Raw genomic sequence first — 26,798 nt, 5'->3', positions numbered from 1 at the left:
TCCCCGCGAAGAGCGGGGCGAGGGAGCCCAGCCCTTCGCCACTCGACGCGACAATACCACGCTCTAATCATGCGATGCCGGCCCGCTGTCGCGATAGGCCCACAGGCATTCGCGCGGCAACGCGACCTGTGCCTCGACGCCGACCTGATGGCGCGCGGCGGTGCCGAGCTCGATCGCTTCCAGCCGTTTGCCGAACAGCTCGATGCCGTAGGCGGTCTGGGTGCCCTGATATCTGCGGTCGAGCACCTTTGCCGAGAACGTGTTGGCGCCGTCGGGCCGGCCGATCGCGATGTTCTCGGGCCGCAGCGCGATCCGCACTTTCTCGTCGGGCTTGAGCGCCTGGCACAGCGCGACCTCCCCCTGCCGGCCGTCACCGAAATCGACCACGCCATAGCGGCCATTGCATGTGACGAGCGTGCCCGCGAGCTCGTTGGTGGCGCCGGTGAAATTGGCGACGAACAGATCGGCCGGACGGTTGTAGATCACGTCGGGCGTGTCCATCTGCAGCAGCTTGCCGTCGCGCATCACCCCGATCCGGTCGCCGAGCACGACCGCCTCGGCCTGGTCATGGGTGACGTAGAGCGCGGTCATCCCGGTCTGCTTGAGGATGACGCGAAGGTCGTCGCGCAGCCGCAGACGCAGTTTGGCATCGAGGTTCGACAGCGGCTCGTCGAGCAGGAGGAGTTGCGGCCGGTACACCATGCTGCGCGCCAGCGCGACGCGCTGCATCTGGCCGCCCGACAGCGCCACCACCGGCCGGTCGGCATAGTCGGACAGTCCGACCAGCGCCAGCGCCTCCTCGACCATGCGGGCAGCATCGGTGCGCCCGAGCTTGCGGTGCTTCAGCGGATAGATCACGTTCTGCCGCACCGTCATATGCGGCCACACCGCATAGGACTGGAACACCATGCCGAGATCGCGCGAACGCGGCGGCACGAGGATGCCGCTTGCCGGCGAGGAGACCACCCGCCCGGAAATGCTGATCTCGCCACCGGTCGGATGCTCGAGCCCGGCGACGCAGCGCAGCGTCGTGGTCTTGCCACAGCCGGACGGCCCCAGCAGCACCACGATCTCGCCGGCCGGCACGCCAAAGCTGACGCCGTCGATGGCCGGGCGGCCGATCGAGAATTGCTTCCTGAGATCGGTGACTTCGAGCGTCGCCGTCATCGCTGCACCATCAGCCTATTGCCGGTAGCCAAACGTCTTGTCCCAGTCCGCGACCCACGCCGCGTGCAGCTTCACATACTCGTCGAACTTCGGATACCAGAGCTTGACCACCTTTGGATCGAACCCCTCCGGATATGCCGGCGGCGCCTTCAGGGATGTGAGATTGCCAAGCTCCTTGATCATGAAGGTCTGTCCTTCCTTGGACAGACACCAGTTCAGGAACAGCTTTGCTGCATTGGGATGGACCGCCGTCTTCGGAATGCCGGTCGCGTAGGGATTGACCGGAGCGCCTTCGGGCGGAAAGAAGATCTCGATCGGCGCGCCGTCCTTCTTCTTTTGGTAGATCACGTTGTAGAGCAGCGGCGCGATCGCGATCTCGCCGCGCACCAGCGCATCGGCCGTCGGCGCGCCGGAGGGATACAGCACCGGATGGGTCGCGGCCTGCTTTGCCCAATAGTCCTCGCCGAGCACCTGGCGCTCGAACATGATCCGCGTCCAGGTGGTGCCGCCGGACTGCGCGAACACCTGCCCGATCAATTTGTCATACTGCGGCTTGGTCAGGTCCATCCAGGATTTCGGCGGGTCCTTCACCAGCTCGGCGTTGTAGGCGATCGACCAGGCGATCGTCGCGCGCGGCCAGTATTTCGGCGAGATCAGCGCGTGCGGATCGTAATCGGCCGCGTTCGGCGGCGCGTAATCCTGGAACAGGTCTTCCAGCGGCTGCATCAGCGCGCGGTCGGAATGGTCGACGACGTCGGCGATCAGCTTGCCGGCCGCGGCCTCAGTCTTCACGCGGGTGATCAGCTGGCCGCCGGGCGCCCGGACCATCTCGACCTTGATCTCGGGAAAGCGCTTATTGAAGGCCTTGATGACCTGCTGCTCGATCTCGGCGAAGTTCGCGGTGTAGTAGACGAGCTTGCCTTCGGACTTGGCCGCCGCGATCAACTCCGCCGAGCCGAACTCCTGCGCCTGTGCCGCAGGCGCCAATGCAAGCGTCGCCACGCTTGCAAAGGCCAGTGTGGTGAAGGTTCGTCTATCCATCGCAATCCTCCCCTTATTCGTTGTTATCCGGTCCGCGCCACGTTGCCCTGCGCCGATCCGCGCGACAGCCAGTTGGCGCCGCCGATCAGGACACCGAGCAGCACGGTCTGCACCAGGCTGAAGGCCGCGGTCTTGCCGATATTGCCGCCCTCATAATAGTCGAGCAGCAGCACCGACATCACCATGGTGTTGCTGGTGTAGAGGAACAGCGACGAGCCGAGCTCGCGGATCGCCAGCACGAACAGCAGCGTCATCGACGCCAGCACCCCCGGCCGCGCCAGCGGCAACACGATCGTCCTGATGGTGCCGAGCATGCCCTTGCCGCAGACCCAGGCGGCCTCCTCGAGTTCGCGGTGGATTTGCAGGAACGAGGTCGACAGCGCCTTCACGGTGTCCGGCATGAAGCGCGCAATGAAGGCCAGCGCGAGAATCCAGATCGTGCCGTAGAGCCCGCCCGGCACGCCGATCCAGGCCCAGAGATAGGCGACGCCGACCACCAGCCCGGGGATCGCGACCGGCAGCGTCGAGATCAGGTCGATGGCGCCGCGTCCGCTGACGCGGGTGCGATGGATGGTGTAGCCGATCGCAAAGGCGAGCGCGCCGCCGACAACGGCCGTGATGACGCCGACCTCGACCGCATTGTAGATCGAGCGCATCGTCAACGGATTGTCGAAGATGCTCTCGAAATGCGTCAGCGAATATTGCCGCATGTCGAACAGGCTCGCGACGTCGCGGATGAACATGAACTTGCGGAACGCCGCGACGATCAGCGCCAGCGACGGCAGCACCACGACGATGAGGAGGTAGACGATCCCGATCGCGAAGGTGAGCCAGCGCCATGGGCCGAGATCGAGGCTGCGCGGCCGGAACGCCTTGCCCGCGACGGTGGTATAGCTGCGTCCGCTCAGCAATTTCTGCTGCAGATAGACCAGGAGCCCCGTGACCACCATCAGGATGATCGCGACCGCAGCCGCGGTGTTGTAGAGCGGCGGCGACCAGTTGGTGAGCTTGAAGATGTAAGTGGTGAGCACGTTCAGGTTGGTCGGCGCGCCGAGCACGGCGGGGATGCCGTAGATGCCGAGCATCACGATGAACGACAGCAGCATGCCCGAGACGATCGCCGGCATGATCAGCGGGAACGTCACCGTGAACAGGGTCGCGACCGGGCTCGCGCCGGAGATCTCCGCGGCCTCCTCCAGGCTCGGGTCCATGTTGCGCAGCGCCGACGAGGTGAACATGTAGACATATGGCGCGTAGTAGATGCCGAACACGAACACCAGGCCCCACATCGAATAGAGATCGACGCGCAGGTCGGAGCCCATCCACTTGAACATCGTATTGATCAAGCCGGTCTTCGGCGAGCCGAGAATGGCCCAGGCCACCCCCGCGACCAGCGGCGGCGCGAACAGCGGCAGGATGCTGGCCGCGGCGATGAAGCCCTTGAACGGCGTGTTGGTGCGCACCACGATCCAGGAGAACAGGAGCCCTATCGCGACCGCGATCACCGTGCCGCCGCCGCAGGCAATCAGCGTGTTGAGCAGCGCTTCGGCGACGTTCGGATTGGCCAGCACGGCGAGGAAATTGGCGATCGACAAATGGCTCAGGCTGAGACGGATGCCGTCGACCACCGGATTGGTGTCGGTGAGCGCGCCGAGCAGCAGCATGAAGACGGGATAGATGACCAGGAAGGTCAGGATCGCCAGCAATGCCGCGACCCAGAGGCCGGTGAACGCGCGGCGGCGAGTTCCCTCGCTGGCGCTTCGCATGGCTTCGCTGCGCCGGTCGGCCTGTCCGTGCAATGCGCGTTCCCTCTTGCGGCCCGATCTGACGCCGGGCCTGCTTGTATACCAAGGGTAGTCGATCGCGACTGTGACGCAAGCTATCCGAAAGTCGCTTCGGCGCGCTTCTGTGACGCACCGCGGGAACACGAAATCGATTGATCGCGTTCGCACGCTGCTCCACCGCCGTCGTCCCGGCGACGGCCGGGACCCATACTCCGCGGCGGATGTCTTGAACGGGACTCGTCGTTCCAGCACGCCCAACAAGCAGCATCGGTGGTTATGGGTCCCAGCCTGCGCCGGGACGACGATGCGGGTGGGGCGGAATTCGAGATGCCAAAACAGCCACTCGGTGTCATCACCCGCGCAAGCGAAAGCGGGTGATCCATCACTGACACCTCACTCCAAGGCATGGACGGCCTCCCGAATCGGACCAATCCAGCCAATGTTGATGTGTCAGCTATGTCTCCGAACACCCGTCAGTGATCTGTCCGGGCTGAACATCGAGCCGGGCGATGACAGATGTGGATGGGACGCAGTTGCGTCGCTACAGGCTGCCGTGACGCCGGCCCGGAACAGTCCGGGCCGGCGTCGGCATTCTAGGCAAGGTAATTGCCTTCGAGCGCCGGCATGATGTCGAGCACTTCGAAATAGTGGTCCCAGAACCTCGTCTCGCGCAGGTGGTCGCAGAACCACGCCCAGGCCGAGAGGTCATCGGTCTCGCAGATCATGACGTCGGTCGCCCTGGTCGAGAAGGCCTCCGGCTCGAACCAGCGCACCTTCAGCTCCGGGCGACGCCGGAGCAAGGGAATGACCTCCTCATGCAGGAAGGCGAGACGCTGCTCGGTCTTCAGATCGAGCCAGTGCCGCGTGGTCTTGACCATGACGAAGATATGAAACCTGTGCGGATCGTCCTCGTGTTCGGGAAGCACGGGGGACGAGGTCGTTTGCAGTGTCACCATTGATCGGTTCTCCTTTCACGGCCATAATGTGAGTAATTGCTCATATTCCACAACTCGCGTTTTGGGAGATGCCCCTCATGCCGGCGAAGCGGCGCATCAAGGCCCGGAAACAGCCGCTTCAGCAGCGTTCGCGGGAAACCGTGGCGGTGATTCTGGAAGCGGCGGCTCGCGTTTTGGAAGCGGGCGGGCTCGAGGGCTACAACACCAATGCGGTCGCCGAGCGCGGCGGGATCAGCGTCGGCTCGGTGTACCAGTACTTCCCGAACAAGGACGCGCTGACGCTGGCTTTGATCACGAGGTTCGAGGACGCGCTGCTGGCGAAAGTGCGGGATGCGGTCGCGGCATCCGAGGGCAAGAGCCTGACGGTATCGCTCAGCCTGATCGTTCGGGCCCAGCTCGAGGCGCATGCCGAGCGCGCCGGGCTCAATCGCATTCTGGAGGCCGAGGAGGATCGCCTGCGCCCGGCGTCATTGGGCACGTCAGCGACCGGCGAATTGAAGGAACTGGTCGCCGCCCTGCTGGCGCGGCATCGTCGTGAGATCGCAAGGTCAGTCGACGATGACGCCATCGAGGATCTGATCGTGATCAGCCGCGCCATGGTCGACCACGCGCTTCAAAACGACCTCTCGCAGGCTGCGGCCAGCCGCCGGGTGCTGCGCGCCATCGAAGGATATCTGTTCGGTCCGCGGCGGGACTTCTGACGCTTCCGGCAAGGCCGCTTCGCATACGCATCATGCAATGGCGCGGCTGGGGAACGGGATGCCGGCGTAGTACATGGCGGTCGCGGAGACATTTCAGGCATGCTCGAGAAGACCCCGACCACCGCGGCAACGGCGCCGATCACCGATGGGTTGCCTTGGGAACGCCGCCGCTGGGCGGTGGCCGCGATCTTCACGGCGCTGGCGATGGCCTCGCTCGATACCGCGATCGCCAATATCGCGCTGCCGGCGATTGCGAGCGATCTGCATGTCAGCCCTGCGGAAGTGGTCTGGGTCGTCAACGTCTATCAGATCGCGCTGGTCGCGACGCTGCTGCCGCTCGGCGCGCTCGGCGAGATCGTCGGCCACCAGCGAATCTATCTCGGCGGCCTGCTGCTGTTCACATTGGCGTCACTCGGCTGTGCCCTGGCGTGGTCGCTGCCGAGTCTGCTGGTTGCGCGCACCTTGCAGGGGCTCGGCGCCAGCGGCCTGATGAGCGTCAACACAGCGCTGGTGCGCTTCGTCTATCCGAGCCGGATGCACGGCCGCGGCTTCGGCCACAATGCGCTCGTGGTCGCGACCGCCTTCACGCTGGGGCCGACCATCGCCTCCGGAATCCTCGCGCTCGGCCCATGGCCCTGGCTGTTCGCCGTCAATATTCCGTTCGGCGTCGTCGCGTTGCTGATCGGCATGAAGACGCTGCCGACGACGCCGCGCGCCACCCACGCCTTCGATTTCGCCGGCGCGGCGCTGGCCTGCGCCTGTCTCGGCCTCTTCATCATCGGCATCGGCAGCGCCGCGCACAAGGCCGCGCCGGCGCTTGTCATCGCCGAGCTTGTCGGCGCCGTCCTGTTCGGATGGATCCTGACCCGGCGGCATGCCGACCATCCGGCGCCGATGCTGCCGATCGACCTGTTCCGGCGGCCGATCTTCGCGCTGTCGGCCGCGACCGCCGTCTGCTCATTCGCTGTGCAGGGCCTCGCCTTCGTATCGCTGCCGTTCTACTTCGAGGACATATTGCACCGCTCGCAGGTCGAGACCGGCTTCTTCATGACGCCCTGGCCGCTGGTGGTCGCCTTCATGGCGCCGATCGGCGGCCGGCTGTCGGACCGCTATCCGGCCGGCATCCTCGGCGGCATCGGCATGCTGCTGCTCGGACTTGGCATGGTGCTGCTCGCGACCCTGCCGACCGAGCCCAGCGTCGCCAACATCGTCTGGCGCACGATGATCTGCGGCATCGGCTTCGGTTTCTTCCAGACCCCGAACATGAAGGCGATCATGTCGAGCGCGCCGTCGCATCGCAGCGGCAGCGCCAGCGGCATCGTCGCGACCGCGCGGCTGACCGGGCAGACCAGCGGCGCCGCCCTCGCCGCGCTCTGCTTCGCGCTGGCCGACCGCGAGGGCGCCACCGTGGCGCTGGCGCTGGGTGCCGGATTCGCCGCGCTCGGCAGCGTCATGAGCTTCCTGCGTTTGGCGGTCGCTTCACCGCAAAAGTCATGACAGGTATGCGGCGCGCACAGTCCGCGGCCAAACACCACAGCATTAACTTTCTTTCGCGCTGCGAGCGCATTTTCTTGATTTGAACCGTTCCAGTTTCAAGGCCAACATCGCGCTGCAGTCCGGTCGGAGGATCGGACCATTCAGGGGATCGCGATGGCAAACCTCAAAATTAACGGCAAGACAATCACTGTAGACGTCGAGGACGATACGCCACTGTTGTGGGCTATCAGAGAGAACGTCGGACTGACGGGGACCAAATACGGCTGCGGCATCGCCCAATGCGGCGCCTGCACCGTGCATATCGACGGCGTCGCGATGCGCTCCTGCGGCGTCACGGTGAGCGAAGCGGCCGGCAAGGAAATCACCACGATCGAGGGTCTCGCGGCGGGCGGCGTGATGCACAAGGTGCAGCTCGCCTGGATCGCCAGCGACGTGCCGCAATGCGGCTATTGCCAGAGCGGCATGATCATGGCCGTCGCGGCGCTCTTGAAGGACAATCCGAAGCCGACCGACGACGACATCAACGACGCCATCACCAATATCTGCCGCTGCGGCACCTTCCAGCAGGTGCGCGAGGCGATCCATGCTGCCGCGAACGCATAAGGACGCAGCGATGAACCAGCACGTCATGCCAAAACTGAATCGCCGCGCCTTTGTGATCGGCACCGCAACCGCCGGCGCCGGCCTCGCGCTCGGCCTCGACCTGCCGTTCGGCGGCCCCGCCGTGGTGCGCGCGGCCGACGGCGCGCCTGAAGTCAACGCCTGGGTCGTGATCCGGCCCGACGACACCGTGGTGATCCGCATCGCCCGCTCCGAAATGGGCCAGGGCACGCTCACCGGCCTCGCCCAGCTCGTCGCCGAAGAACTGGAATGCGACTGGTCGAAGGTCACGACAGAATATCCGACGCCCGGCCAGAGCGTCGCCCGCAAGCGCGCCTGGGGCGACTTCTCGACCGGTGGCAGCCGCGGCATCCGCACCTCGCAGGATTATGTCCGCAAGGGCGGCGCCACCGCGCGCGTTATGCTGATCCAGGCGGCAGCCAACGAGTGGAAGGTGCCGGCCTCGGAATGCAAGGCCGTCAACAGCGTCATCACCCACACGCCCTCGGGCAAGACGACGACCTACGGCAAGGTCGCGGAAGCCGCGGCCAAGCTCGAGCCGCCGGCCGACGTCAAGCTGAAGGACCCGAAGGACTGGACCATCGCCGGCAAGGGCCTGAAGCGGCTCGACACCGTCGACAAGACCACCGGCAAGATGGTCTACGGCATCGACGTCAAGCTGCCGGGCATGCTGAACGCCGCGATCAAGGATTGCCCGGTGTTCGGCGGCAAGGTGAAGAGCTTTGACGAGGCCAAGGTCGCTGGCATGAAGGGCGTCAAGAAGGTGGTGCAGGTCGGCGACAGCGCCGTTGCCGTCGTCGCCGACACCTGGTGGCACGCCAAGACCGCGCTGGATGCGTTGCCGATTGTCTGGGACGAAGGCCCCAACGCCAAGGTCTCCAGCGAGACGATCGCGACGTGGCTCGCCGAAGGTCTCGACAATGCGCAGCCGGCCTACATTGGCAACCAGAATGGCGACGCCAAGGCGGCGATCGCCGGCGCTGCCAAGAAGGTCGAGGCGATCTACAGCTATCCCTACCAGAACCACGCCACGATGGAGCCGATGAACGCCACCGTGCTCTACACGCCTGACAAATGCGAGGTCTGGTGCGGCACGCAGAATGGCGAGGCGGCGTTCGCGGCGGCGCTGGAGGCCTCCGGCGTGCCGGCGGAGAAGGTCGACGTGCACAAGCTGATGCTCGGCGGCGGCTTCGGCCGGCGCGGCATGACCGACTATGTGCGGCAGGCGGTGGCGATCGCCAAGCAGATGCCGGGCACGCCGATCAAGCTGCTGTGGTCGCGCGAAGAGGACATGCAGCACGGCAAGTATCACCCGATCACGCAGTGCAAGCTGACCGGTGCGTTCGATGCCGACAACAACCTGGTCGCGCTGCACTACCGGCTGTCGGGTCAATCCATCCTGTTCTCGGTGCGCCCGGAAGCGCTGCAGAACGGCATGGACCCCGCCGCGTTCCAGGGCGTCGCGCAAGCCGGCGAGGCCGCGATCGGCTATTCGGTGCCTAACCTGCTGGTCGAGCATTCGATGCGCAACCCGCACGTTCCACCGGGCTTCTGGCGCGGCGTCAACGTCAATCACAACGCGATCTACATGGAATGCTTCATGGACGAGCTGGCGCTGGCGGTCGGGCAGGACCCGCTCGAATTCCGCCGCAAGCTGATGGGCAAGCACCCCAAGCATCTCGCCGTGCTCAACGCCGTGGCCGAGAAGATCGGCTGGGGCACGCCGGCGCCGCAGGGCGTCTATCGCGGCATCGCGCAGGTAATGGGCTATGGCAGCTATGTTGCCGGCGCCGCCGAGATCTCGGTGACCGACGGCAGCAAGATCAAGGTGCATCGCATCGTCGCCTCCACCGATCCCGGCTATGTCGTCAACCCGGCGCAAGTCGAGCGGCAGATCGCGGGCTCCTTCGTCTACGGCCTCAGCGCGCTGTTCTACGGCGGCTGCACCGTGAAGGACGGCCGCATCGAGCAGACCAATTTCGACACCTACAACTCGATGCGCATCAACGAGATGCCGAAGGTGGAATCGGTGATGGTGCCGAGCGGCGGATTCTGGGGCGGCGTCGGCGAGCCGACCATCGGCGTTGCGGCGCCGGCGGTGCTCAACGCCTATTTCGCCGCGACGGGAAAGCGCATCCGCAGCTTCCCGCTGCGCAACCAGAACATCAGCTTCGCCTGATCAAACCGGAAGCGGCGGCCCCGACCGGCCGCCGCCTCCTTTTTTCGGATTCTCGTGCATGGCCGTCACGCGTCATCAGACGCGCAGGGATGTGATCCGTGGCGCCGCTGCCGTCGCAGCGGCCGCCTTGGCGCGTCCGGCGTTGGCGCAGGCGGCGCCGCGCATCGCGGTGATCGGCGGCGGCTTCGGCGGCGCGGCCTGCGCGCGGGCGCTGCGGCGGCTCGACACCAAGCTTCAGGTTACGCTGATCGAGCCGAACAGGACTTTCACCGCCTGCCCCTTCAGCAACGAGGTGATTGCAGGTCTGCGCGAGCTTGCCGCGCAGCAATTCACCTATGACAAGGTTGGGGCCGACGGCATCACGATTGCCGCACAGGCGGCGACGAAGGTCGACGCGCAGGCGCGCAGCATCGCGCTCGCTGATGGGACAACGCTGTCCTATGACCGGCTGGTGCTGGCCCCCGGCATCGACATGCGCTTCGACGCCCTCTCCGGCTATGACGAGGCAGCGGCCGAGAAGATGCCGCACGCCTGGAAGGCCGGCGAGCAAACCATGCTGTTGCGCAAGCAGCTTGAAGCCATGGACGATGGCGGCCTCGTCGTGATCGCGGTGCCGGCTGCGCCGCTGCGCTGTCCGCCCGCGCCTTACGAGCGCGCCAGCCTGATCGCGCATTATCTGAAGGCGAACAAGCCGAAGTCGAAGATCCTGGTGCTCGACGCCAAGGACAATTACTCGCAGCAGAAGCTGTTCGAGAAGGCCTGGACGGAGCTCTATCCCGGCATGATCGAACGGATCGCGCTGTCGCAGGGCGGACGGGTGACGTCGGTCGATCCGGCGACCAACGAGATCGTCACCGACTTCGGCAACTACACCGCCGCGGTCGCCAATGTGATCCCGCCGCAAAGGGCCGGCCGCATCGCTGACATCGCCGGCGCCGCCGACCACACCGGCTGGTGCCCGATCGATCCCGTCACATTTGCTTCAAAGCTCGTGCCCAACATCCACGTCATCGGTGATGCCGCGATCGCCGGCGGCATCCCGAAATCCGCCTCCGCGGCGGCAGCGCAAGGCCGCGCCTGCGCGGCCGCGATCGTGAGCGCGCTTGCCGGCAAGGCGCCGGAGACGCCGCGGCTGGATGGTGCCTGCTACAACACGGTCGCGCCGGGCTACGCCTTCTCGCTGAAGGGCATCTATCAGCCGAAGGAAGATCAGTACGCCGAAGCGGAGGTCACCACGAGCCCGGTCGATGCGCCGCGCGAACTGCGCCAGCGCGAGGCCGATCAGGCGCTCGACTGGTTCAAGAGGATCACGGGAGATGCCTTTGGCTAGGCTCGCCCTCACAATGCTTCTCGCCGCGGGACTGTTCGCGGCCTGCTGGCCCGTCGGCGCCGAGGAGCTGCGGAATTACACCGTCGTGGGCGATGCGATTCCGGCCTCGCTGACGGGAACCAGGGGCGATGTGGCGCGCGGCCGCGCCCTGATCGTCGAGCGTTCCTCCACTTGCATCCTCTGTCACAGCGGCCCATTTCCCGAGCAGGCGTTCCAGGGCGACCTCGCGCCGAACCTTGCCGGAAGCGGCAGCCGCTGGTCGGAAGGACAGTTGCGGCTCCGCCTGGTCGATGCGTCGCATCTCAACGCGGCGACGATCATGCCGTCCTACTATCGGGTCGAAGGGCTCGTGCGGGTCGGCACCTCTTGGCGCGGCAAGCCGATCCTGTCGGCGGAGCAGATCGAGGATCTCGTGGCTTACTTGACGACACTGCGGAACTAGGACCAATCAATCGATGGCGAATTCGGACCACACCACACGCCGGACGTTTCTGAGCCTGACTGGCGGCGCCGCCGCGCTGGTGATCGTGCGCCCCGTGGACGCGACGCCGGCGATGCTGTCGGCCGCGATCCGCAATGTCGTCGGCGAGGCCGATGTGCACACCGGCAAGGTCAAGCTCGACATTCCGCCGCTGGTCGAGAACGGCAACACGGTGCCGATGACGGTCAGCGTCACCAGCCCGATGACGGCGGACGAGTATGTGAAGAGCATCCACGTCTTCAACGAGAAGAACCCGCAGCCGAACATCGGCAATTTCCATCTCGGGCCGCGCGCCGGGCGCGCCCAGGTGTCAACCCGCATCCGCCTCGCTGACAGCCAGAAGGTCACCGCCATCGCGCGGCTGTCCGACGACACGTTCTGGTCTGCAACCGCCGACGTCGTGGTGACGCTCGCTGCCTGCACCGAGGAGGCGATCTGATGCCGTCGGCCCTGATCAATGTCCCGGCCAAGGCCAAGCGCGGCAGCGTCATCGAGATCAAGACGCTGATGTCGCACATCATGGAGACCGGCTACCGCCACACGGCCTCGGGCAGCGTGGTGTCGCGCGACATCATCACGAGCTTCACTTGCCGCTTCAACGGCAAGGAAGTGTTCCGCGCCGATCTTTATCCTGCGATCGCGGCCAATCCGTTCATCACCTTCTTCACCACGGTGACCGAGAGCGGCAAGTTCGAATTCGAATGGATCGGCGACAAAGGGTTTTCGGAGACCGCGCAGGCTTCGATCACGGTCGAATGAGGATTGCGGTCTGCATCGCGCTGCTGACGGCGATGGCGGGCGCCGCGCTCGCGACCGAGATCCCGCGATCCGAACGCCGCTCCGGCTACAGCTTCATGAGCGCCGACAGCAAGGCGATGCAGGACGAGGACACCGCCAATCCCGGCATGCTGTCCGTGCTCGACGGCGAGGCCTTGTGGACGCGCAAGGCCGGTACCGCAAACAAGGCCTGCGCCGACTGCCACAACGACGCCCGCGTCAGCATGAATGGCGTCGCGGCGCACTATCCGGCCTTCGACAAGGCGCTAGGCAAGCCGGTCGACCTCGAGGGACGGATCAACCTCTGCCAGAGCAATCACCAGCAGGCCTCGCCTTTCGCCTATGAAAGCCGCGAGCTGCTGGCGCTGACCGCCTATGTCGCACGGCAATCGCGCGGCATGCCGATTGTGGCCGACGACGATCCGGAGCTCGCGCCGTTCGTCGAACAGGGCCACGCGCTGTTCATGCAGCGGCAGGGCCAGCTCAATCTCGGCTGCACCAACTGCCACGATGATAACTGGGACAAGAAGCTCGCGGGCAGCGCGATCACGCAAGGGCAGCCGACCGGCTATCCGCTGTACCGGCTGGAATGGCAGGCGCTCGGATCGTTGCAGCGGCGGCTGCGCGCCTGCATCACCGGTATCCGCGCGCAGGCTTATGATTACGGCTCGCCCGAGCTGGTCGAGCTCGAGCTCTATCTGATGACGCGGGCGCGTGGCATGCCGGTCGAGACGCCGGCGGTCAGGCCTTGACTACACAGCTCCATCCGCGTCATTGCGAGGAGCGGAGCGACGAAGCAATTCATCCCTCCGCGCGCTGGGTAGCAATGGATTGCTTCGCTTCGCTTGCAATGACGGCGAAATGTGCGGGCTTCAGCGCTCGGCGAACGCCTTCTCGACCACGAATTGCGCGGATTCGCCGTGATTGCCTTCGACGAAGCCGCGGCCGTTCAGCAGCGTGCGGGTGTCGGCGACCAGCGCCGGCGAGCCGCAGATCATGACGCGGTCATGCGCGGCATCGAGCGCCGGCAGGCCGATGTCGGTGAACAGCTTGCCCGAGGTGATGAGGTCGGTGATGCGGCCGCGGTTATGGAACGGATCGCGCGTCACGGTCGGGTAGTAGATCAGCTGGTCGCGTACCAATTCGCCGATCAGTTCGTCCTGCGGCAGCTTCTCGGTGATCATCTCGCCATAGGCGAGCTCCTTGACGCGGCGGCAGCCGTGCAGCAGCACGACCTTCTCGAACCGGTCGTAGGTCTCGGGATCCTTGATCACGCTGAGGAACGGCGCGAGGCCGGTGCCGGTGCCGACCAGATAGAGGTTGCGACCATCCTCGAGGTTGTCGATGACCAGCGTGCCGGTCGCCTTGCGGCTGACGATGATCTCGTCGCCTTCCTTGAGGTGCTGGAGGCGTGAGGTCAGCGGGCCGTCCGGAACCTTGATCGAGAAGAACTCCAGCGTGTCCTCGTAATTCGCGCTGGCGACGCTGTAGGCCCGCAGCAGCGGCTTCTCGCCGACCTTGAGCCCAATCATGGTGAACTCGCCGTTGCGGAAGCGGAACGACGGGTTGCGCGTGGTCTTGAAGGAGAACAGCGTGTCGGTCCAGTGGTGAACGCTGAGGACGCTTTCCTGGTTGAAATTGCTCATCGTCAGTTTCCTTGACGCGCGGGCCGGATTGGCGGCAAAATCATTTGTACACGATCGTTCGTATACAAATGAATAATCCAGCTTGATCCGGCCGTCAAGCCACGGGCACAATGGCCGGCGAAGGCGTTGAACCTAAAGGAAAAACCATGGCGCACGATGCACCCCAGGCGACCGGTCCGAGCAAGCTGGTGATCCGCAATATCGGGCTATTGCTGTCGGGGGCCCTGGAAAAGCCGATCCTGGATGCCGACACCATCGTCGCCGAGAACGGCAAGATCACTGCGATCGGCCGCCTCAAGGATGTCGACACCGAAGGCGCCACCACCATCGTCGATGCCAATGGCACGACGGTCGCGCCCGGCCTGATCGACAGCCACGTCCACCCCGTCGCCGGCGACTGGACGCCGCGGCAGAACCAGATCAACTGGATCGACAGCTATCTGCATGGCGGCGTCACCACCATGATCTCCGCCGGCGAAGTGCACATGCCCGGGCGGCCGCGCGACGTCGTCGGGCTGAAGGCGATGGCGATCTTCGCGCAACGCGCGTTCTGGACGCTGCGTCCGGGCGGCGTGAAGGTGCATGCCGGCGCGCCCGTGATCGAATGCGAGATGGTGGAGGACGACTTCAAGGAGATGGCCGCCGCCGGCGTCAAGCTGCTCGGCGAGGTCGGGCTCGGCGGCGTCAAGGACGGACCGACCGCGCGCAAAATGGTCGGCTGGGCGCGCAAATACGGCATTCAGAGCACGATCCACACCGGCGGCCCGTCGATCCCGGGCTCCGGCCTGATCGACAAGGACGTGGTGCTGGAGGCCGACACCGACGTGGTCGGCCATATCAATGGCGGCCACACCGCCCTGCCCGACGACCAGATCCGCTGCATCTGCGAGGGCTGCAAGCGCGGGCTCGAGCTGGTGCATAACGGCAATGAGCGCTCGGCGCTGTTCACGCTGCGCACCGCGCGCGAGATGGGCGATTTGCACCGCGTCATCCTCGGCACCGACGCGCCCGCCGGCTCCGGCGTGCAGCCGCTCGGCATCTTGCGGATGGTCTCGCTCTTGTCCTCGCTCGGCGAGCTCCCGGCCGAGCTGGCGTTCTGCCTGGCGACCGGCAACACCGCGCGGATGCGCGAGCTCGATTGCGGTCTGATCGAGGTCGGCCGCTCGGCCGATTTCGTGCTGATGGACAAGGCACAGCATTCGCCGGGCAAGAACATCCTGGAGAGCGTTCAGCTTGGCGATCTCCCGGGCATCGGCATGACCATCATCGACGGCATCGTCCGCACCCAGCGCAGCCGCAACACGCCGCCCGCGGGCAAGGTGCCGGAGGTGGTGGCGAAGTGACGTGCACCAAAGCCGTTGCGCGGAGGTGACGGGGTGAACAGCGGTGCAACATATCCGGTGTCGCCCCGGGCGAAGGCCGGGACGGCGCTGAGCGTTTGGTGCCACTCGTCAGTCATACATTCACTTGCTCTCAGGCTGATGTGCTGGATCGGTTGCTCAACCCCTTGAGCGGGCTGCCAGATCGCGCGCCCGGCGGCGCGCGGCTTTGCCGCGCCGGCGCCGTCACCGAACCTTGTTTTCAGCTGTCACCGTTGAGGTGTAGTCTGCCCGCAAGCGAACCTTAGCCGGCAGCACTCGCAAGAGGCATTTTTCGATCCGGATTTAAGTTCTTGCTGCTGCATGCCGCCGTGCCGTGTCGATCCACATCACACAATCAGGAGGCAGCCGATGACGATGAGGCCAGATCCTACGTTCCACGCCTCGCCGAAGCTCGCGATGGAAGCGCCGGCCGAGAGCTTTGCCTACACCGTGCTGCTCAGTCCGGATTTCTCGAAGCCGGACGCACTCGCGGTGATCGACGTCAAGCCCGGCTCCCCAACCTACAGCAAGATCGTCCATACGGTGACGATGCCCAACAAGGGCGACGAGTTCCACCATTTCGGCTGGAACGCCTGCTCGTCGGCGCTGTCCCCGCTGGCAGGACACGCCTTCCTCGAACGTCGCTATCTCATCATCCCCGGCATGCGATCCTCCCGGATCTATATCGTCGACACCAAGCCGGACCCGACGCAAGCCAAGATCCACAAGATCATCGAGCCGGAGGAAATCTTCAAGAAGACCGGCTATTCGCGACCGCACACCATCCACTGCGGGCCGGAAGGCATCTATGTCAGCACGCTCGGCGGGAGCGGCAAGGACGGCACCGACGGCCCGCCCGGCATCTTCATCATGGACTGCGAGACATTCGAGGTGCTCGGCCGGTGGGAGATCGATCGTGGGCCGCAGACCAAGCATTATGACTTCTGGTGGAATCTGCCGCGCGACTACATGGTGAGCAGCGAGTGGGCCTTGCCGCCGCAGTTCGAGAACGGCATCGTGCCGGAAGACCTGCTGTCGAACAAATACGGCCATCGGCTGCATTTCTGGGACCTGCGCGCCCGACGCAATGTCCAGACCATCGACCTCGGCGCCAATCATCAGATGGCGCTGGAGGTGCGTCCGGCGCACGATCCGGTTCGCGAACACGGCTTCGTTGGCGTAGTGGTCGATACCACGAACCTTGAGGGTTCGATCTGGACCTGGTGGCGCGAGGGCGGCAAGTTTCACATCGAGAAGACGGTGACGATCCCGCCCGAGCCTGCATCGAAAGACCAGTTGCCGCCGTTGCTGCAGGGTTTCGGCGCCGTACCTCCGCTGGTGACCGATATCGACTTGTCGATGGATGACAAGTTTCTCTACGTCGCCTGCTGGGGCACCGGCGAGATGCGCCAATACGACGTCAGCGATCCGCGCAAGCCGAAGCTCGCCGGATCGGTCCGCATCGGCGGCATCGTTCATCGTGCGCCTCATCCGAACGGACAGGCTTTTGCCGGCGGGCCGCAGATGGTCGAGATCAGCCGCGACGGCAAGCGGGTGTACTGGACCAATTCGCTCTACTCGACCTGGGACAACCAGTTCTATCCGCAAGGCATTCCCGGCGCCGAGGTGATGGCGAACGCAAGCCCGGGCGGAGGCCTCGAGCTGGCGAAGGACTACTGGGTCAGCTTCCCCGACGGCTACCGGGCGCACCAGATCCGGCTCGATGGCGGTGACTGCTCCACCGACTCGTTCTGCTATCCGTCGGTCTAGGGCGTTCGCGAGCGAAGTGGGTACCGGTTCGCGTGAAAAGAAACGCGTCAAAGCAAGAATCCAGAGCCCGTTCCGATTCGATCGGAACGGAAAAGGCCCTGACGTGAGCCCCGCCGACTGGACTCCGGCCTGGCTGTGGCTGGCGGTCATCGCGAGCGGCCTCTACCACGGGATCAACCCGGGCATGGGCTGGCCGCTCGCGGTTTCTGCGGGGTTAATGCAGAGGAGTTCGCGCGCGCTGGTGACCGCGCTTGGCCCGCTCGCGATGGGTCATTTGCTGGCGATGTTGCTGGTGATCCTTCCGTTCGCGCTGCTGATCACGCTCGTCGAATGGCAGCGCACGATCCGGATCGGCGCGAGCCTGCTCGTCATCCTGTTCGGCGTCTATCGGCTGATCGACCGACGCCATCCGCGCGCCCTGGCGCGGATACCGCCGACGCAACTCGCTTTGTGGTCGTTCGCCGTGGCGATCGCGCATGGCGCGGCGCTGATGCTGGTGCCAATCTATCTGGGGCTGTGCCGCGAGGCTGAAGCCGACCAAGGCCATGCGGCCGCCAACAGCCTGATCGACACCAGCCTCACGATGGCCGTACTGGTCTCGATCGTCCATGCCGGCGCGATGATCGCCGCCGGCGGATGCCTGGCGTGGCTGGTCTACCGCTATCTCGGCCTCAAATTCGTATCCCGGAGCTGGTTCAACCTGGACACGGTTTGGGCGCTCAGCCTGGTGCTGGTGGGTGTCGTCGCGCTGGCGCTTGCTCTTGCGACGTAGTGCGGGCGCGGCACCCTGCCCGTAGGTAAGACGCTGGAGATCGCACGAAGCAGTAGCGGCGACCCGTCACCCTGAGGTGCACGCGCAAGCGTGCCTCGAAGGGTGAACAGCCCACGGCAGAAGTCGGGGCCGTCGACCCTTCGAGACGCCACGCTGCGCGCGGCTCCTCAGGGTGACGGGGATAGATAATGTCACCGCAGCCTGCCGAGCAGCGCGATCAGCGTCTCGCGCTCCTTGGCGTCCAGCGGCGCCAGCGTTTCCCTGGAGATCACGAGCGCATTGGGCGCGGCCTTGTCGGCCATTTGCTGGCCGGCGCGCGTCAGGCTCACCAGCAGGCGGCGGCCGTCGTCGGGATCGGGCGAGGTCTCGGTCAGGCCGCGCGCGGTCAGGCGATCGATCACGCCCTTGATGGTCGCAACGTCCATCGAGGTCAGCCGCCCGAGCTGGTTCTGCGAGCAGGCGCCGACCTCCGACAGCTTCGACAGCGCTGCCCACTGCGTCGGCGTCAGATTGATGCCGATCTCGCGGGCGAAGATCACGGCGTGGCGCTGCGACACCTGGCGCAGGATGAAGCCGATCTGCTCGTCCAGCACGTATCCCGGCTTGGTCGCCTTCCCGTTTCGCTTCGGTGCCGCACTCCTCGCCATTGTCTACTCCGCCCTTTACAGCGACAGATGCGCGTCGCGGATATCCGGACGCGCATCGAGTTCCGCCATGGTGCCGCCGAAGCAGATCCGGCCGCGCTCGATGATGTAGGCGCGATCCGAGATCAGCCGGGCGAAATGCAGATTCTGCTCGGAGACGACGATGCTGACGCCCTCTTTCTTCATCGCCAGGATCGCATCGACCATCTGCTCGACGATCTTGGGCGACAGGCCCTCCGAGGGCTCATCGAGCAGCACCAGCGACGGATTGCCCATCAGCGTGCGCGCGATCGTCAGCATCTGCTGCTCGCCGCCGCTCATGCGCCCGCCGGGCCTGCCGCGCATCTCGCCGAGGTTCGGGAACAGCTTGAACAGTTTTTCGCGATCCCATTGCGGCGCGCCTGCCCGCTTCGGCTGGCGGCCGACCTCGAGATTCTCCTCGACCGTCAAATCCGTGAAGATGCGCCGCTCCTCCGGGACATAGCCGAGCCCGCCGCGCACGATCGCGTGCGTCGGCAGATCCGAGACGTCCCGGCCCTCGAACATGACGCGGCCGGAGCGGTTCTCGACCAGGCCGACGATGGAGCGGAACGTGGTCGATTTGCCGGCGCCGTTGCGCCCGAGCAGGGCAACCACTTCGCCTTCGCCGACCTCGAGCGCGATGTCGAACAGGATATGCGCCGGGCCGTAGAAGCTGTTGAGATCCTTTACCGTCAGCTTCATGCCGATGCCCCCTCGCGGTGCCGGGCGTCATAGACGAGGCCCTCGCCGAGGTAGATCGCCCGCACCTGGGCATTGCCGCGGACTTCCTCGGGCGAGCCTTCGGCGATCAGGCTGCCGCGGTTGAGCACCAGGATGCGGTCGGCATGCTCGAACACCACGTCCATGTCGTGCTCGGTGAACAGCACGCCGATCGACTGCTCGCGCGCGATCCGCGCCGTCAGCCGCATCAGCTCGACGCGCTCGCGCGGCGCCATGCCGGCGGTTGGCTCGTCCATCAAGAGCAGCTTCGGCTGGTTGGCGAGCGCGATCGCAAGCTCGAGCCGCTTGACGTCGCCATAGGCGAGCTCGCCGCAGGGCCGCTCCGCATAGGCACCCATGCCGACCAGATCGAGCAGCCGCCCGGCCTCGTCGCGGGCGTGGCGGGCGGTCGAGGCCCACAGGTTGAACAATTGCCCGCCATGCGAGACCAGCGCGACCTGCACGTTTTCGCGTACCGTCATGGTGGGGAATGTCGCCGCGATCTGGAAGGTGCGGCCGACGCCCATGCGCCAGATCACGCGCGGCTTCTTGCCCGTGGTCTCCGCGCCCAGCACGCGAATGCGGCCGCTGTCGGGAATGTTCTGGCCGTTGAGCATGTCGAAGCAGGTGCTCTTGCCCGCGCCGTTCGGCCCGATCAGCGCCAAAATCTCGCCGGCACGCAGTTCGAAGGAGACGCCGCGCACGGCATGCACGCCGCCATAGGATTTGGTCAGCCCCTCGACCGACAGCAATGTGGGAACCATGCTCATTCGGCGCTCTCGATGCGGGAGGTCAGCAAGGGCGATACCGACGACGAGGATTTGCGCCGGCGATGCATGAAGGCTTCCAGCGTGCCGACGATGCCCTTCGGGAACGCGACCACGATCAGCACCACGAACGCGCCGAGCACGAGTTTTGACCAATCGGTCTGGCTGACCAGCCAGATGTTGAGCGCCTTGTAGACGATGGCGCCGACCACCGCGCCCGACACCGTCTCGACACCGCCGAGCAGCACCATGACCAGCGCATCGACCGACAGCGAGATGCCCATATTGTCGGGGAACACGCTGCCCTTGAGATAGGCGAACAGCGCGCCGGCAAGGCCAGCGACCGTGCCCGCAATGACGAAGGCGGTCCACTGGATGCGCTTGCCGTCGATGCCGATGGCTTCGCTGCGCAGCGGCGAATCGCGCGTCGCGCGCAGCGCGAAGCCGAACGGCGAGAACACGATGATGCGGAGGATCACCACCGCGAGCGCGGCGATGCCGAGCGACAGCCAGTAGAAATGCGACGGGCTCGCCGCCCATTTCTCCGGCCAGACCCCGAGGATGCCGTTGTCGCCGCCGGTGACCGACACCCATTGGAACGCGATCGACCAGACGATCTGGGCAAAGGCCAGGGTCAGCATCGCGAAATAGACCCCGGAGAGCTGCACCGCGAAGAAGCCGAATACGGCGGCGCCGAGGAGCCCGAGCAGCGGCCCGAGCAGCAGGCAGGCAATCATCGGCAGGCCGGCCATCTTGGCGAGCAGCGCCACGCCATAGGCGCCGAGGCCGAAATAGGCGGCGTGGCCGAACGAGGCGAGCCCGCCGACCGACATCAGGAAGTGCAGGCTGACCGCGAAGATCACGAAGATCGCGATCTCCGAGCCGACCGTGAGCAAATAATTGCCGGCGACGAACGGCAGCGCGGCGGCGAGGACCAGCACGGCAATCGCGGCGAACCGCTCGTTCATCGTCAGCGGACGCCACGGATTGACGGTCAGCCCCGGCGTGCGCCGTGCCGGTGCCTCCGGCTTGCCGAACAGCCCCCACGGCCGGACGATCAGCACCACCGCCATCACCAGGAACACCAGGATGATGGAGATCTTCGGGAAGATCAGGATGCCGAAGGCGTTGAGCTCCGAGACCAGCACCGCCGCGACGAAGGCGCCGATGATGCTGCCGAGGCCGCCGATCACGACCACGACGAAGACCTCGACGATGACGCGCAGATCCATCGCGTGATTGACCGCATCGCGCGGAATCTGCAGCGCGCCGCCGAGCGCGGCGAGGAAGACGCCGAGCGCGAACACGCTGGTGAACAGCCATTTCTGATTGACGCCGAGCGCCGCGACCATGTCGCGGTCCTGCGTCGCCGCGCGCACCAGCACACCCCAGCGGGTGCGCTGGAACAACAGCCAGAGCACGCCGAGCACGACCGGCCCGAGCACGATCAGGAACAGGTCATAGCTCGGAATATTCTGGCCGAAGAACTCGATCGCGCCCTTGAAGCCGGGCGCGCGGCGGCCGACCAGATCGTCCGGCCCCCAGATCAGCACCACGAGGTCCTCGACCATCAGCGTCAGGCCGAAGGTGGCGAGCAACTGGAACAGCTCCGGCGAATGATAGATCCGGCGCAGCAGCACCATCTCGACCAGCACGCCGATCGCGGCCACGGCCAGCGCGGCAACGACGATGCCGCCCCAGAAGCCGAGCGCACCGGAAAAGCGCTCGGTCAGGGTAAAGGCGACATAGGCGCCGAGCATGTAGAACGCGCCATGCGCGAAATTCACGATCCGCGTCACGCCGAAGATGATCGACAGACCCGAAGCGACCAGGAACAGCGACGCCGCGCTGGCAAGACCGGTCAGGAACTGGACGACGTAGAAGGCCATGGGCGGTCCGCGTTGGAGTTTCCGTTCACCTCGCCTCGCCCCGCCTGCGGGGAGAGGTCGAATTCAAGCGCCAGCTTGAATTCGGGTGAGGGGGACTCTCCGCGCGCTCGTTCGCGGAGATAGCCCCTCACCCCACCCCTCTCCCCGTAAGAACGGGGAGAGGGAGAAGTTCAAGTCTCTCCCCGCAAGAGCGGGGCGAGGGAGAAGAAAAAAATCAATCCTTCGGCCGCAGCTTATCGATCTCGGCATCGCTGGGCAGATAGTCCGCCCCCTTGCGATAGGCGGTGTCGACCATGATGCCCTTGCCGTCCTTCAGCGCGGTCTTGCCGGTGAAGGCGCCCAGCGTCGACTGGTGATCGATCTTGCGGAAGGTGATCTCGCCGAATGGCGACGGCATCGAGATGCCTTCCGCCGCCGCGATCAGCTTCTCCGGATCACTCGAGCCGGCCTTGGCAAGGATCGCCGCCGCCGCCTTGATGGTCTGGTAGCCGACGATCGAGCCGAGCCGCGGATAGTCGTTGTACTTGGCCTGGTAGGCCTTCAGGAACGCGTCATGTTCCGGCGTCTTGATCGCGTACCAGGGATAGCCGGTGACGATCCAGCCTTCCGGCGTCTCGTCCTTGAGCGGATCGAGGTATTCCGGCTCGCCGGTCAGGAAGCTCACCACGGTGCGGCCCTTGAACAGGCCGCGGGTGTTGCCTTCGCGCACGAGCTTGACGAGGTCGGCGCCGAAGGTGACGTTGAGGATCGCTTCCGGGTTCGCCGCGGCAACCGCCTGCACCACCGGACCTGCGTCGATCTTGCCCTGCGGCGGCCACTGCTCGTCGACCCACTGGATATCGGGCCGCTTCGCCGACATCAGCTTCTTGAACACCGCGACCGCCGACTGGCCGTATTCATAGTTCGGCGCGATCGTCGCCCAGCGTTTTGCGGGCAGTTTTGCGGCTTCTTCTACCAGCATCGCGGCCTGCATGTAGTTGGAGGGACGCAGGCGGAACGTGTAGCGGTTGCCCTTCGACCAGGTGATGGCGTCGGTCAGCGGCTCTGCCGCCAGAAAGAACACCTTCTTCTGGTTGGCGAAGTCAGAAACGGCAAGGCCGATATTGGAGAGGAACGTGCCGGTGAGCATCGCGACGTTCTCGCTCGACACCAGCTCGTTCGCCGCGGTCTGGGCATCCGCCGGCTTGCCGCCGTCGTCCTTGGAAATGACCACGAGCTTCTTGCCGCCGATGCCGCCGGCGGCATTGATCTCCTCCACCGCGAGCTGCCAGCCCTTGCGATAGGGCTCGGTGAATGCCGGCAGCAAGGAATAAGAGTTGATCTCGCCGATCTTGATTTCGCTCTGCGCCATGGCCTGCGTTGTCATGGCACTCGTTGCCATGGTCGCGACCGCGATCGCCAATCCCGCCCCTACGAAATAACCACGCATCCCGTCCTCCAGTTTTTCTTCAAAGAGATTATCGCAATCCGTCTTCGCCCTTGATCTCGCCGACCGTCAGCCCGCCGACACGCGGCAGCGGCCGTCCGCTGTCGGTTACCGCGACCGCGACCATGATCTCGTTGGCCCGCGGCGCGTCGTTGATCTGCACTTCCATGCCGTCGAAATGGCTGCGCACGAAAGCCGCGTCCTTGTGCCCGAGCGGAATATCCAGCGTGGTGCCGGGCCCCGAGCGCTTCTTCGACGACGGGATCAGCGCCGCGCCCTTCGACAGCACCTTGCGCACCGGCGCGCCCATCTTCGGATGCAGGATCGCCGCCGCATGCTCGAGCTCGCCATTCTCACCGACGGCGGCGGCCTTGCCGTAGCTGTGCGCCTTGGCGCCGTCGATGCCGAGCGCGGCGACGGCCCGCTTCGAGAGCAGTTCGCCGAGTTCCTCGCCGATCGCGATCAGCGGCGACAGATCCTCGACATAGCGGCCGGCAAAGGGGTTTTCGATCACGGCGATCGCGGCAGCACGCCTTGTCGGCGGTGCGATGGTCTTGCCCATCTCCAGATGGGTCTCCTCGACCACGGTGACGATCTTGCGAATGACGGCGCTCATCTTGCCTCGCTCCCGGTCATGCCCGCAGCATGTGTTCTGTCGTTCTTCTCAGTAACGCGTGCGACGCCGGCGCCCCAATCCCAGTTGCACCGACAAGCCGCGTTTCGGCCAGTAGACGCAATGCCGCGCCTTCGATCAATCCCGACATCAGGAGGTCACGCGCCCGCGCCGCCCCCGCCTCGAGCGCCTGCTCGATCTCGCGTCCCGAGAGCCGCCCGACATCGCGGGTCACCAGCCGCGCGCCAAGGTCGCTGTCGGGCTGCAATTCGCTCGCCGGACAGCGCAGGATCGCGGGGTGATCCGGCAGATCGACCGCGTTGGCGATCACGGTCGCCGCGGCATCCGCCTGCGACGCCGTCCGCGCCAGTACGGTGACGGCATCGGCAATGCCCAGCGAAAAGCTGCGACCGTGGCGGCCGCTGGTCGCGATGCCGCGGACTGGCGTGTCGGCATCGACCATTATGGTGCGCATCACGCCGCGACGGTCCGGCCGATCCATCAGGCCGACGGTGAATTGTTCGCCGTCGCCGAGATGCAGGGCGATGTCGCCGCCATTGTTGACATAGGCGCGGTCGAGCGGCGTGGCCTCAAGCATCGCGCCGAGGATTTCCTCGGCGACGGAGCCCGCGACCGCCGCCATCGGCGTGATGAAGCAATCGGCGGCAAACGGCGCGACCGCTGCAAGCATCCGCCGCGCGACCACGCCTTTCAGCGTGCACCCGCCCGGAGCGGCTGCGCTGCGCAGTTCGGTCAGTTCCGCGCAGAGTTCGTCAAGCAATCCGGTGAAGCGCGCCGCCGCAGCCTGATAGGCGGTACGAATGTCAGCATCGCCGCCCTTGGCCTCGACAACCAGATCAATCGGACCGTCCTGCAAATGCAGCCGCTTGCCGTCAGGAAGAAGCGCAATTTGCGGGAGCCGCTTCATGCACGCCGCCCCGGAAGATACGGCATCGGCCGGACCTCGGCACTGTCGCGCAGCGACGACAGCGGCCGGACATAGTCCATATGGCCGCCGAGCGCCGCATAATCGGACATTCGCATCGTGAATTCGATTGGCGCCACCAGCGCAGGCGTCGGCACGTAGCCGAAGGCACCGGCCGGCATCTGCGTGACATCGACCATGTAGGTGATGCCGCCGCCCGGCCAGACATAGACCGGCGCGCCGCCGCTGGTCACCCGCGTCAGCGCGTCCTTGACCGAACGGGTCAGCCGCACCGGATTATCGGTGACGCCGGCGCGCAACGATCCGCCCGCGCCGCCCATGAACAGCACGGTGCACAGCGCCGGCTCGCAATTCTCCTGGATGCGCTCGACCGAAAATCTGAGATCGGCGGGCATCTCGGTCTCGACCGGCTTCAACGCCTCGTCGAGCACGTAATAGGACGCATGCTCGCCGGTGGTCGAGACCATCAGCATGGTGAGCCCCGGCCGCGCCTCCTTCGCATTGAAGGGGCCGAGGATCGACAGCGGATCGGAGATGTTGGTGCCGCCCCATCCGGTGCCGGGATCGGCGACCTGGAAATAGCGGCCCGGCGTCGAGCGCCGCCCCTTCATCTTGATCCCGGTGTCGGCGATGTCGAGCAGCTTGCCGGCCTGGTGCTCGCTGAGCACGCCGGTGATGTGATCGTCGACCACCACGACCTCATCGACCTTGCCGTGCCATTGCTTGGCGAACATGCCGATTGTCGCCGAGCCACAGCCGACCCGCATGCGCTCTTCTGCCACACCATTGACGATCGGCGGCCTGCCGGCCTGCACCACGACGGTGGCGCCGCCGTCGATGGTCAACTCGACCGCCTTGCAGTTGGAGAGATCCATCAGCGTGTCGCAGGTGACGCGGCCTTCCTTCTTGGAGCCGCCGGTCAAATGATGCACCCCGCCGAGCGAGAGCATCTGCGAGCCATATTCGCTGGTCGTGACATGGCCGACCGCCTCACCGTCCGAGCGCACGGTCGCGGTTTCCGGGCCGAGGTAGCGGTCGGTGTCGATCTTCACCTTGACGCCGCAATACGAGAAAATGCCTTCAGTCACCACGGTGACCATGTCGACGCCGTCGACCTCCGACGACACGATGAAGGGCGCCGGCTTGTAATCCGGATAGGTTGTTCCTGCGCCGATCGCGGTGACGAACAGTTCGGGCTGGCGGACGATCTTGCCGTCCCAATCGCCGCTCACCTGGAACGGAACCAGCTTGCCGCCATGCGACACGGTGCGCTCCAGCACGACATGCGGATCGACGCGCACCAGCGTGCCGTCATGGTTGGCATAGCGGTCGCAGGCGCCGGCCGCGCCCGGCTTGATGTAACACATCACCGGACAGGCATCGCAGCGGATCTTGTCGCCGGCGGCGACGGTCATTGTGTCAGCCATCGTGACCAAGCCTGGACTTGTGGCGGCGGTCGATCATACTGCGCTTCCGCCTCCCATGCATATCATTCGTATACGAATGATCCTGCGCGCGAGCCCGTGACCTGTCAAGCGGCCTTTGCAATCAAACCGTGCCCTTCGCGTGCGCACCCTGTTCATAAAGCGGGCACGCGCTGCAGCGCGGCATGCCGCCGCTTGCACGTTTGTATACAAACGTTATCCTCGTCGGCGATCCGACGCTGACGTTGCAGCGCAAACATCAAGG

Annotated in this window: 25 protein-coding genes; 12 read left to right on the top strand and 13 right to left on the bottom strand. The window is 65.5% G+C overall.

Annotated features, from left to right (window positions below):
• Positions 1-63: 63 nt before the first annotated feature.
• The 4 genes from ACVMDN_RS08545 to ACVMDN_RS08530 form a co-directional block, all read right to left on the bottom strand.
• Positions 64-1,167, bottom strand: coding sequence for an ABC transporter ATP-binding protein (locus ACVMDN_RS08545; RefSeq protein WP_456835345.1), 1,104 nt, complete (start codon positions 1,165-1,167; stop codon positions 64-66).
• A 15-nt stretch (positions 1,168-1,182) separates the two neighbouring features.
• Positions 1,183-2,208 carry an ABC transporter substrate-binding protein gene (locus tag ACVMDN_RS08540; RefSeq protein ID WP_168857894.1) on the bottom strand — a complete coding sequence of 342 codons (1,026 nt, stop codon included), beginning with the start codon at positions 2,206-2,208 and terminating at the stop codon, positions 1,183-1,185.
• A gap of 23 nt (positions 2,209-2,231) precedes the next feature.
• Complete coding sequence (locus tag ACVMDN_RS08535; RefSeq protein ID WP_050385128.1) at positions 2,232-3,974, bottom strand: ABC transporter permease; 1,743 nt, start codon at positions 3,972-3,974, stop codon at positions 2,232-2,234.
• A gap of 611 nt (positions 3,975-4,585) precedes the next feature.
• On the bottom strand, positions 4,586-4,948 hold the full coding sequence (locus tag ACVMDN_RS08530) for a darcynin family protein (protein ID WP_016846500.1): 363 nt from the start codon (positions 4,946-4,948) through the stop codon (positions 4,586-4,588).
• Positions 4,949-5,025: 77 nt separating this feature from the next.
• Between ACVMDN_RS08530 and ACVMDN_RS08525 the strand changes: the two genes are divergently transcribed.
• The 9 genes from ACVMDN_RS08525 to soxA all read left to right on the top strand — a co-directional run bounded on the left by ACVMDN_RS08525 (position 5,026) and on the right by soxA (position 13,286).
• Positions 5,026-5,649, top strand: coding sequence for a TetR/AcrR family transcriptional regulator (locus ACVMDN_RS08525; RefSeq protein ID WP_210262874.1), 624 nt, complete (start codon positions 5,026-5,028; stop codon positions 5,647-5,649).
• 99 nt (positions 5,650-5,748) lie between these two features.
• Positions 5,749-7,146: an MFS transporter gene (locus ACVMDN_RS08520; protein WP_168857892.1), complete on the top strand. Its 1,398-nt coding sequence runs from the start codon at positions 5,749-5,751 to the stop codon at positions 7,144-7,146.
• A 153-nt stretch (positions 7,147-7,299) separates the two neighbouring features.
• Complete coding sequence (locus ACVMDN_RS08515) at positions 7,300-7,749, top strand: (2Fe-2S)-binding protein (protein ID WP_016846497.1); 450 nt, start codon at positions 7,300-7,302, stop codon at positions 7,747-7,749.
• A 10-nt stretch (positions 7,750-7,759) separates the two neighbouring features.
• Positions 7,760-9,946, top strand: a complete 2,187-nt coding sequence (locus ACVMDN_RS08510) for a xanthine dehydrogenase family protein molybdopterin-binding subunit (protein WP_168857891.1) — start codon at positions 7,760-7,762, stop codon at positions 9,944-9,946.
• A gap of 58 nt (positions 9,947-10,004) precedes the next feature.
• Positions 10,005-11,276, top strand: coding sequence for an NAD(P)/FAD-dependent oxidoreductase (locus ACVMDN_RS08505; RefSeq protein ID WP_253587485.1), 1,272 nt, complete (start codon positions 10,005-10,007; stop codon positions 11,274-11,276).
• 13 nt (positions 11,277-11,289) lie between these two features.
• Positions 11,290-11,718 carry a sulfur oxidation c-type cytochrome SoxX gene (gene soxX, locus ACVMDN_RS08500; protein ID WP_168857914.1) on the top strand — a complete coding sequence of 143 codons (429 nt, stop codon included), beginning with the start codon at positions 11,290-11,292 and terminating at the stop codon, positions 11,716-11,718.
• Between the two features lie 13 nt (positions 11,719-11,731).
• Positions 11,732-12,196 carry a SoxY-related AACIE arm protein gene (locus tag ACVMDN_RS08495; RefSeq protein WP_076827069.1) on the top strand — a complete coding sequence of 155 codons (465 nt, stop codon included), beginning with the start codon at positions 11,732-11,734 and terminating at the stop codon, positions 12,194-12,196.
• The gene (gene soxZ, locus ACVMDN_RS08490) at positions 12,196-12,516 is read left to right on the top strand and encodes a thiosulfate oxidation carrier complex protein SoxZ (RefSeq protein WP_168857889.1); all 321 of its coding nucleotides are present in this window, start codon (positions 12,196-12,198) and stop codon (positions 12,514-12,516) included. The genes ACVMDN_RS08495 and soxZ overlap by 1 nt, the downstream gene beginning before the upstream one ends.
• The gene (soxA, locus tag ACVMDN_RS08485) at positions 12,513-13,286 is read left to right on the top strand and encodes a sulfur oxidation c-type cytochrome SoxA (protein WP_168857888.1); all 774 of its coding nucleotides are present in this window, start codon (positions 12,513-12,515) and stop codon (positions 13,284-13,286) included. Before soxZ ends, soxA begins: the two co-directional genes overlap by 4 nt.
• Positions 13,287-13,406: 120 nt before the next feature.
• Here soxA and ACVMDN_RS08480 read toward each other — a convergent pair whose 3' ends face one another.
• Positions 13,407-14,180: a ferredoxin--NADP reductase gene (locus ACVMDN_RS08480; protein ID WP_168857887.1), complete on the bottom strand. Its 774-nt coding sequence runs from the start codon at positions 14,178-14,180 to the stop codon at positions 13,407-13,409.
• A gap of 146 nt (positions 14,181-14,326) precedes the next feature.
• Here ACVMDN_RS08480 and ACVMDN_RS08475 point away from each other — a divergent pair, with 146 nt between their 5' ends.
• The 3 genes from ACVMDN_RS08475 (at position 14,327) to ACVMDN_RS08465 (ending at position 18,083) form a co-directional block, all read left to right on the top strand.
• Positions 14,327-15,523, top strand: a complete 1,197-nt coding sequence (locus ACVMDN_RS08475; protein WP_076827077.1) for an amidohydrolase family protein — start codon at positions 14,327-14,329, stop codon at positions 15,521-15,523.
• A 387-nt stretch (positions 15,524-15,910) separates the two neighbouring features.
• Positions 15,911-17,311, top strand: a complete 1,401-nt coding sequence (locus ACVMDN_RS08470; protein ID WP_168857886.1) for a selenium-binding protein SBP56-related protein — start codon at positions 15,911-15,913, stop codon at positions 17,309-17,311.
• 103 nt (positions 17,312-17,414) lie between these two features.
• A complete protein-coding gene (locus tag ACVMDN_RS08465) occupies positions 17,415-18,083 on the top strand; it encodes a hypothetical protein (RefSeq protein WP_168857885.1) in 669 nt (222 codons plus the stop codon).
• Positions 18,084-18,274: 191 nt separating this feature from the next.
• Here the strand turns inward: ACVMDN_RS08465 and ACVMDN_RS08460 are convergent, their stop codons facing one another.
• From ACVMDN_RS08460 to ACVMDN_RS08425, 8 genes are all read right to left on the bottom strand, one after another.
• On the bottom strand, positions 18,275-18,730 hold the full coding sequence (locus ACVMDN_RS08460; protein ID WP_057017555.1) for a MarR family winged helix-turn-helix transcriptional regulator: 456 nt from the start codon (positions 18,728-18,730) through the stop codon (positions 18,275-18,277).
• Positions 18,731-18,745: 15 nt separating this feature from the next.
• The gene (locus ACVMDN_RS08455) at positions 18,746-19,450 is read right to left on the bottom strand and encodes an ABC transporter ATP-binding protein (protein WP_038383941.1); all 705 of its coding nucleotides are present in this window, start codon (positions 19,448-19,450) and stop codon (positions 18,746-18,748) included.
• On the bottom strand, positions 19,447-20,238 hold the full coding sequence (locus ACVMDN_RS08450; RefSeq protein WP_016842451.1) for an ABC transporter ATP-binding protein: 792 nt from the start codon (positions 20,236-20,238) through the stop codon (positions 19,447-19,449). The genes ACVMDN_RS08455 and ACVMDN_RS08450 overlap by 4 nt, the downstream gene beginning before the upstream one ends.
• Positions 20,235-22,124, bottom strand: a complete 1,890-nt coding sequence (locus ACVMDN_RS08445; RefSeq protein ID WP_456835346.1) for an ABC transporter permease — start codon at positions 22,122-22,124, stop codon at positions 20,235-20,237. Before ACVMDN_RS08445 ends, ACVMDN_RS08450 begins: the two co-directional genes overlap by 4 nt.
• A gap of 214 nt (positions 22,125-22,338) precedes the next feature.
• Positions 22,339-23,553: an ABC transporter substrate-binding protein gene (locus tag ACVMDN_RS08440; protein ID WP_168859097.1), complete on the bottom strand. Its 1,215-nt coding sequence runs from the start codon at positions 23,551-23,553 to the stop codon at positions 22,339-22,341.
• Positions 23,554-23,581: 28 nt separating this feature from the next.
• Entirely contained in the window at positions 23,582-24,166 is a 585-nt protein-coding gene (locus ACVMDN_RS08435; RefSeq protein WP_016842455.1) for an amino acid synthesis family protein, read from the bottom strand.
• A gap of 16 nt (positions 24,167-24,182) precedes the next feature.
• Entirely contained in the window at positions 24,183-25,091 is a 909-nt protein-coding gene (locus ACVMDN_RS08430) for a UPF0280 family protein (protein WP_168859096.1), read from the bottom strand.
• On the bottom strand, positions 25,088-26,536 hold the full coding sequence (locus tag ACVMDN_RS08425) for a 6-hydroxynicotinate reductase (RefSeq protein WP_168859095.1): 1,449 nt from the start codon (positions 26,534-26,536) through the stop codon (positions 25,088-25,090). Before ACVMDN_RS08425 ends, ACVMDN_RS08430 begins: the two co-directional genes overlap by 4 nt.
• Between the last annotated feature and the right edge of the window lie 262 nt (positions 26,537-26,798).

The sequence above is a fragment of the Bradyrhizobium sp. USDA 4510 genome (genome assembly GCF_054059095.1).
Note: the sequence above shows the minus strand (reverse complement) of the source record. Positions and strands in the feature narration are given on the sequence as shown.